Annotated in this window: 13 protein-coding genes; all 13 read right to left on the minus strand. The window is 54.7% G+C overall.

The features are described 5' to 3' along the window. On the minus strand, positions 1–655 hold a 655-nt coding region (locus MVK46_RS07565), incomplete at its 3' end, for an SDR family oxidoreductase (RefSeq protein WP_297536037.1). A gap of 68 nt (positions 656–723) precedes the next feature. Next, positions 724–975 (minus strand): 50S ribosomal protein L14e, encoded by a 252-nt coding sequence (locus tag MVK46_RS07570; RefSeq protein ID WP_297536038.1) that lies wholly within the window; start codon positions 973–975, stop codon positions 724–726. Then, a complete protein-coding gene (cmk, locus tag MVK46_RS07575; RefSeq protein ID WP_297536039.1) occupies positions 976–1,569 on the minus strand; it encodes a (d)CMP kinase in 594 nt (197 codons plus the stop codon). A 10-nt stretch (positions 1,570–1,579) separates the two neighbouring features. Continuing rightward, positions 1,580–1,852: a 50S ribosomal protein L34e gene (locus MVK46_RS07580; RefSeq protein ID WP_297536041.1), complete on the minus strand. Its 273-nt coding sequence runs from the start codon at positions 1,850–1,852 to the stop codon at positions 1,580–1,582. Between the two features lie 43 nt (positions 1,853–1,895). Then, a complete protein-coding gene (locus MVK46_RS07585; RefSeq protein WP_297536042.1) occupies positions 1,896–2,420 on the minus strand; it encodes an EMC3/TMCO1 family protein in 525 nt (174 codons plus the stop codon). Next, a complete protein-coding gene (locus MVK46_RS07590) occupies positions 2,413–3,003 on the minus strand; it encodes an adenylate kinase (RefSeq protein WP_297536044.1) in 591 nt (196 codons plus the stop codon). Before MVK46_RS07590 ends, MVK46_RS07585 begins: the two co-directional genes overlap by 8 nt. 71 nt (positions 3,004–3,074) lie before the next feature. Continuing rightward, positions 3,075–4,526, minus strand: a complete 1,452-nt coding sequence (gene secY / locus MVK46_RS07595) for a preprotein translocase subunit SecY (protein ID WP_297536045.1) — start codon at positions 4,524–4,526, stop codon at positions 3,075–3,077. A 28-nt stretch (positions 4,527–4,554) separates the two neighbouring features. Then, positions 4,555–5,001, minus strand: a complete 447-nt coding sequence (locus MVK46_RS07600; RefSeq protein WP_297536046.1) for an uL15 family ribosomal protein — start codon at positions 4,999–5,001, stop codon at positions 4,555–4,557. Between the two features lie 11 nt (positions 5,002–5,012). Then, positions 5,013–5,480 (minus strand): 50S ribosomal protein L30, encoded by a 468-nt coding sequence (locus MVK46_RS07605; protein WP_297536047.1) that lies wholly within the window; start codon positions 5,478–5,480, stop codon positions 5,013–5,015. 11 nt (positions 5,481–5,491) lie between these two features. After that, positions 5,492–6,196 (minus strand): 30S ribosomal protein S5, encoded by a 705-nt coding sequence (gene rpsE / locus MVK46_RS07610; RefSeq protein ID WP_297536049.1) that lies wholly within the window; start codon positions 6,194–6,196, stop codon positions 5,492–5,494. Beyond that, positions 6,193–6,798 carry a 50S ribosomal protein L18 gene (locus tag MVK46_RS07615; protein ID WP_297536050.1) on the minus strand — a complete coding sequence of 202 codons (606 nt, stop codon included), beginning with the start codon at positions 6,796–6,798 and terminating at the stop codon, positions 6,193–6,195. The genes rpsE and MVK46_RS07615 overlap by 4 nt, the downstream gene beginning before the upstream one ends. Before the next feature lie 10 nt (positions 6,799–6,808). Continuing rightward, positions 6,809–7,261, minus strand: coding sequence for a 50S ribosomal protein L19e (locus tag MVK46_RS07620; RefSeq protein WP_297536051.1), 453 nt, complete (start codon positions 7,259–7,261; stop codon positions 6,809–6,811). After that, positions 7,261–7,525 (minus strand): 50S ribosomal protein L32e (locus MVK46_RS07625; protein WP_297536052.1); only part of this gene is annotated, 265 nt, incomplete at its 5' end. The genes MVK46_RS07620 and MVK46_RS07625, both read right to left, overlap by 1 nt.

Consider the following 7,525-nt stretch of genomic DNA (forward strand, 5'->3'; position numbering starts at 1 on the left):
GGTAGCCGGGGACAAAGACTTCCGTTTTGCCCTTCTCCAGTCCCCCCATTATCGCCCTAACGACGTCTTCGGGCTCTATTGAACCCTTTGGATAGGGCACGTTGTTCCGGGTGAAGAACTCCGTCTTGACCTGCTTTGGATAGACGCGCATGACACGGATTCCCCTCTCCTTCAGCTCCCGTTCGAGGTTCACCGCGAGGTAGTGCAGTGCGCCCTTGGTGGCGCAGTAAGAAGGCAATTCCGGGACGTTGACGAAGGCGACTCCGCTGATTACGAAGACGACCGTTGAGCCGGGCTTAAGGAGGGGCAACAGCTCCCGCGTGAGCTCAACGGGAACCAACACGTTAACCTTGAAGAGCCTCTCGAGTTCTTCGTCGCTATGCTCGAGGAGGGGCTTCCGGATTGCATAGCCGGCGTTGTTCACGAGGAGGTCGAGTTCCCCTATTCCAAGTTCCCTTAGGGCCTTCGCTATTCTTTTTGTACTGTTTGGCTCGCTTAAGTCAGCAACGATGTAGTCAAAGTCACCGAGGGCCTTCAGCTCCTCAAGCTTCTCCCGTCTCCTTCCCACGCCAACAACCCTGTAACCTTCATCAATCAACGCCTTCACAAGAAGCCTTCCGATTCCACCGGTTGCGCCGGTAACGAGTGCAATCATGCCAATCCCCGGAGAGTTAATGAGAAAAGCGTTAAGAAACTTATTGGAAGAAGAGTAAGGGAAAGCCCTCACTCAAGGCTTATGCCGGCCTCTTCGAGGGCCTTCTTTATCTCCTCGTCGGAGGCACCGCGCTCGATGTTAACCTTCTCCGGAAGGGGCTCAAGGTGCTTTATGTTCATCCTCCTGCGCTTGACCTTGTTGAGGCCAGCGCCGGTGACGAGGACGAAGTTCTTGTCGATTATGTCGGCAACGACGACCTTCTGTCCGGCCCTCCTTCCGGCAATAACGACGGCAATCCTTCCGACCTCAATAGCTGGCATTCATCCCACCTCCTTCTTTTTGTTTTCCGGGTTTTCACCCGACCCCGCGTCGCCGTCGGGGTAAAGGTGGTCGATGGCGGCCTTCACAATCGCGAAGACCCCATCGGGACCCCATTTGGCAGTGTTTATGATTAAATCGTAAATCGATTTGTCCTCGATGTCGATACCGTATAGGTTTAAATACCTTTTCCTGTTCCCCTTCTCCCTCTCGGCAATCTGAACGAAGGCCTCCTCAACGGAGATGCCTTCCCTCTGGGCTACCCTCCTGGCGCGCTCCATTATCGGAGCGTCGAGCCATATTCTAAGGTCTGCATTCTTCACCATCCAGCCGGCGAGCCTGCCCTCAATGACGACGTTGCACTCCTTGGCTGCCTCGATTTGCCTCCTGTCAACTTCCCTGTCTATCTCCGGGTGGAGCTCGACGTACTTTTGGAATTCCTCGAGCGTCATTCCCATTTCCTTGGCCATCTGCCGGAATATCAGCCCGGCGTAAACGTGCTTGAAGCCGTAGTGCTTGGCCAAGTTTCTGCAGAGGGTTGTCGTTCCCGAACCTGCCAGACCGCTGACCGTTATCACGAGGCAGCCCTTGGGCATAGGCGCACCTTCAAAGGGCTATGGAAGCCCTGACCTGGGCCTTCATGACCTTCCTCATGCAACTCGGGCAGAGGTTCGGATACGGCCTCTCAGGCCTCTTCTTGGTCTTTGGAAGCTTCCTGAGCTCGCTCGGCCTTCCGCGCGGAACGCCGTTGAGAGGCCTTCCACAGAGGGCGCAGTGGGCAACCTTGGGCTTCCTCCTCTCGAAGTGGATTACCGTCCTTCCTCCGGGAGTCCTAACGTACTTCCTTCTCCATGACCTTGAGCGGTACATCGGCTTCATGCTTTCTCACCTCGCAACCCCTTTCAGCGGAGCGTTTTTAAATTTATCCCATATCGAGGAGCTTTCTAAGGACCATACCCACGACGTAGCTCGTGAGGAAGTACCAGCCCAGGTACCCGAGCTGGTCCGGTGGAAGTGCCGAGTGATACATCTTGTGGAACCAGTCGAAGAGGAAGAAGTTGAAAGGAGCCTTCACTATTCCGACCTCAACGTACCATCTCCTTAGCCAGTTGAAGAAGATGTAGAACAACGGCATCGTGAGAAGGATTGGGAGCGTCTGTTGCTTCATGAGCTCGCTCTGCATTCTCATGAGTTCGAGCTGTTTCTGCTGGAGCTTTTTCATCTTCTTCTCGTCGCCGCTCTTTTGAGCCTCCCTAAGTTCCTTCTGAAGCTCCTTGCCGAGCTTCTGGAGTTTCTTCTGCTTTTCTATGTCGGTGAAAAAGTAGTAGAGCAACGTGTAAAATCCACCTATTATGGCTCCCGCTATTGTAATGACCCACAGCGGGCTGTGGTTCAGTATGAACGGACCAAAAATCCTGTCGAGGAACTGGTACACACCCTCAATCATACTCGCTCACCGCCAAATCGAGCACTTCAACAAGCTCGTTCACGGCCTCCTCAAGACCCTTATCCTCGTGGTTCTCGATTATCTTTATGAGGGCGTTTGAATGCATCGCGTAGCTTATCGCCGCAGCCCTGTTCAAGTCCTGGTGCCTCTCAATCTGCTCCTCGGTCTCGACGTCCCTGTCCCTCTTGAGGTCGCGGAGGCGTCTTCCAAGTATCTCACTCGGAGTCGCCTCGATTATAACGATGAAGTTCGGGTTGATAACCTCAATAACCTCCCTGGGGAAGCCGAGGAGATAGCCAACGGGAGTTTTAATTGTAGCGTGGGTATCGAGGAGGACCGGTTCCTTCCTCGCTATCTCAACTATCTTCTGCGCCGCCTTAAGCTGAAGCTCCCTCTGGGTCTTGGGGTCGAGCTTTCTCATCTCGTCGCGATGCTTGACCAGACCCGCCTTAACGGCCTCTTCAAACATCAGGTCGCCGAAGTTGACGAGCTTGAACTTTGCCCTCGTCCTCCGGAGGGCAAGCCTAGTGATTGTGCTCTTGCCAACTCCTGGGATGCCTGTAATCATGACCACAAACGGCATAGCTCTTCACCCAGGGGGTTCTGGTTGGGTAAGGAAAAACGGCCTTAAAAGGTTTTGCAAAAAATGAGAGGTCACTTGGAGAAGAACCTTCTCAATGCAGGGAACATCTCCGTGGCCTGCTCCCTCGCTATCTCTTCGTAGAACCTGTAGAGTATGCCCACCGTCAGCAGTATTCCCGTTCCTGTACCGAGAGCGCCAAGGAAGTTCGCGAGCACGGCCACTATAGCCAAGGTAAACGAACCCCAGAACGTAACGTAGGGGATATAGCGCTGGAGAACCCTCTCGAGAATTCTTGGATCGCGCCTGAATCCCGGAATCTGGAGTCCGGCCTGCTGGAGCTGTCTGGCTATGCTCTTGGCATCCAGTCCGGTCAGTTCAACCCAGAGGAAGCCGAATATCAGCGACCAGAATATCGTCATTATCGCGTAGACGAACGCCCTCCATGGGTCGGCCATGACTTGGAATATATCGCTTGGAGGGTATAGGTATGTCACGAAACCGCTCGCAGGGTAGCCATTCTGGTTAAACGTTCCAAGCCAAGTTATACCGTAGTTGTTGAGCAGTCTAGCCCAGAGCTGAATGTTGGCGTAGAGCGCCATCGTGAGGATTATCGGAATGTTGCTGACGTACATGAACCTTATCGGATACCTTCCGCGAACGGTCACACGGCCGTAGCTGAGTGGAATCTCAACGCGCATGCTCTCGAGGTAGACGACTATGAGGAACACCACTATCGTAGCCAGCAACTTCGTCATGTCCGGCAACGTCGGTCCGCGGTATATGGCACCGGTGATATCGCCGTGAAGGAGGTGCTGTATGAAAGCGGGGATTGCGCCAACGATTGCGGGCTTTCCTGTGAGGGGGTCTATGTACTCCTTGCTGGGCACCGGAGCGAGGGCTTTGTAAATAACGGTCTGAGAAACTCCGGCGGCAATGAACAGGCTTATACCGCTTCCTATCCCCCACTTGCTCACTAGCTCATCAAGCAGTATAAGCATCGTAGATGCAAAGCCTAGCTGAAGTATTATGAGTACTGCGAGACCGAGACCGATGTATATTGCCCCCTCCGGGCTGGTCACGGTCTGGAAGGCTCCAATAGAGGTGCTAACCCTACCGAAGGCACCGGCGAAGACGTAGATTGCCGCCTCAAAAAAGCTCATGAACACCGCGAAGAGCTTCTGAGTTGCCTGATAAAATTTCCTATCCTCCGGATTAGACAGATCGAGCTTAACAATCTCAGAACCAACGAGGAGCTGCATGATTATACTCGCGGTAACGATTGGACCAATACCGAGGGTCAGCAACGAACCGCTCCTACCGGCCAGTATGAATCGAAGCGTCGCAAAGTAGTCCTGAACTTTGGGGGGGATTCCATAAATTGGAATCTCAGCTAGGATGTAATACAGCAACAGAACTATACCCGTCCACATGAACTTTTCCTTAAGGGGGACGTGCCTCTTGGGCCTCTCAACTTCGGGGAAGTAACGCTCGATGGCGTATACAATGTCCCGTGCCTTTCCCATGTGCAACACCCGCCAAAAGTTAAAGGGGTCAGGCGAGGACGACCTCGCCACCCGCTTCCCTAATCTTCTTCTCGGCCTTGGAAGTAACGTAGTAGGCCTTGACGACGATGGCGCGGGTAAGTCTGCCCGTTCCGAGAACCTTGTCTATCCCGAGCTGGGTAGCGTCAAAGACCAGCTTTCCTTCCTCCTCATAGATTACCCCCATGTCCCTGAAGAGCTCGAAGTTCTCCTCTATGTCGCTGAGGTTGATGACCTTGGGGATGTAAGTCACCGCCTTCGGCCTGTGGAACCCGCGCTTGCCGAGGTGGTCGGGGGCGTACTTGATGGTCCAGGTAAACTTCTGGTCCTTCCTTTTACCGGTGCCTGCCATACCACGACCGCCTTTGCTTCCTCCTCCCCTGTGCTTCTTCTTGCACCCCCATCCGTGAGTGTGACTTCCGCGGAGCTTCCTAACCTTCTTCCTCCTCCTAATCATCTCTCGCCACCTCAGAGCATTCTCTCAATTAGCTCGTTAATTTTCTCGCCCCTGTAACCTAAAGCCCCACCTTCCTTGAAGGTGCGCTTCTTGCTTCCCTTCAGTCCTCCCCTCGGCGGGTGGAGCCTGAAGACAGGCTTGATGTTGGGTAAGTCCCTGAGCTTCATCTCGCCGTTGATGACCTTCTCGGCAAACTCCTCAATGGACATTCCAAGCTTCTCCCTAACGTACTCATCGGTGATGGGCTTGTTGCCAACGAGCCTGCCCCTCTTCCTGAGGAGCTTGACGAGAGTTTCTTTGTCTATCTCGCCCCAAGTAATGTAGTCCTTGACCTTCTGTATCATTCCGCGGTAGCTAGGGGTGTCATCAACTATAACGAGATGGTTAATCCTGTGAAGGCGGAGCATAGCGAGGGTGTCCCTCACTTCTCCCTTCGCCCTAATCCCGCTCCTGAGCCTTATGAGTGCAAGCTTTGCCATCTCCTCTCACCTCACAGCTCAAAGCTCTGGGGCATCGCCCTGCCAACCACGATGCCGTACTTCTCCACCATACCTGGCTGTATGGCGACGCGGTTGGTGTTGTAGAGGGCGTTGAAAACCGCCTTGGCGAAGTTAACCGTTGTCCTCGTCTCACCGAGGGTCTGGGACCAGACGTCCTGAACACCGGCAAGGGTGAGTATCTTCTTGCCGACGTCACCTATGACCAGTCCAAGACCACGCGGTCCGGGCATGAGCTTGACGCGAACGCTACCCTCCTTGCCCTCGACGGCGAAGGGAATCGAGTGTGGCCTCCTGCACCTGCACTCCCAGCTTCCACAACCGCGCTTGATTTCGATGAGGTTCATCTTGGCGTAGCTTATGGCCTTCCTGATGGCTATGCCAACTTCCCTTCCGTGACCAAGTCCAAGGCCGACGTAGCCGTCCCTGTTGCCAACTGCAGCCAAAACGCGGAAGCGAATCCTCCTGCCGCTGTCGGTCATTCTGACGGTGAGAGCGATGTCAAGCACTTCCTGGTTCTCCCTGAGGTTGACCTCCGGAAGGAGGACATCCACTATCTCCGGCTCCTTTATCTGGTAACCCTTCCTGAATATTTCGTGAATGTCAGTTATCTGGCCCTCTTTAACAAGCCTGCCGAGTTTCGTTTTGGGCTCCCACTCCTCAAGAACCCTCTGGGCAATCTCTCTCGGGTCGGTCATTCTCTCGCCCCCTCAAACTTCTCGATTATCTTGGCCTTAACCTCCTCAAAGTGCTTGGGGAGCTTCTCAGGCTCAAGGCCCTTAACGAGGTAGCCACCAAACTGCCTCCTATAGGCGGTCTCGTCCTCCTCCTTGAGGGCCTTGGCGTAGCTCGCTATGTGCTCGCCCCTTATCCTGTAGTCCTCAGGGAATATCTCCTCGCTGTGCGGGACGTTGAGACCAGCGTCCACTGCTCCCTTGAGGACGGCGAAGACCGAACTTCCCCTGGTCGGCGGGTGAAGACCTATGTCGAGTATGGCCTCCTCAACGCCGGCTTTTTTCGCCTTGTAGCCGATGAGCAGTCCGAGGAGGTAAGCACTGGGGGTGTTGCCGGTGTGGCCCTTCCAGCCGAAGTCCCTGATAAGCTCCCTGGTGTGGGCGGAAACTATCGTCCTGTCGCCCTTCGGGTCGTAGACTACAATCTGCGCTATGTGGTGGTTGAGGCTCTTCCTCACGACGAGCCTCGGCTTCTTGCTCTTGAGGAGCTTGAGCCTCTTGTGGTAGTTGGTCTTACCCTCTCTCCTCCTCCTGAAGGGAACCCTATACCTTGGTCCTCTCGCCATTTATCTCACCTCACTCCTTCAAGATGCCGTGCTCCTGCATGAACAGGTAGAGCTGCCTCTTGTTCTTGAACTGGCCGCCCTTGGCCCTGATGTAGAGCCTCCTGTATGTGTGGGCGTCAATCTTGCCCTCGGCCTTGAGCTTCCTGAGTTCTTTTCTCAGGGCCCTTATGGTCATCATCCAGACTTCCTTCTTGCCCATCCTAGCGGTCTTCTTACCCTTCCTGCTTCCGGGGCCCCTATGTCTTCCTTTCTTCCTCGCCTCGTGGAAGGCCCTCGCCCTAGCCCTGCTCTGACCCTTTATGGGCTTCTTCTTGATGACGCCGTCGTGGATGAGCCTCTTTATGTCCTCCCTCGTTATTGCTGCGGCAACGTCGTCAATCCTCTCGGGGTCAATCCAAACCCTGTTCTCACCGCACTTCAAAACCTCAGCGGCAATCCTTCTCTGCATCCTGAGCATGAGCATCACCTCGCGTTGAGAACCTTAATCCCGAGCTCCTTGGCCCTCGCGATTATGAGTTCCCTCTTCCTCGCGCCGACGGTTCCAGCTATCCTCGCTACCTGCCTGGTCGGGTCAAGCTTTTCCAGCTCCTTGAGGTTGTGAACGAGGACCTCCTCGTAGCCGCTCGGGTGAAGTCCGCGTACGGCTTTAGGTGAGCTCCACCCTATGCTGGGTGAGCGGGGCTTGCCCTTCTTCTTGAGCCTCATCTTGCTGTCGATTCCCTTCGGC

This window comes from Thermococcus sp. (assembly GCF_027066465.1).
Lineage (GTDB): Archaea > Methanobacteriota_B > Thermococci > Thermococcales > Thermococcaceae > Thermococcus.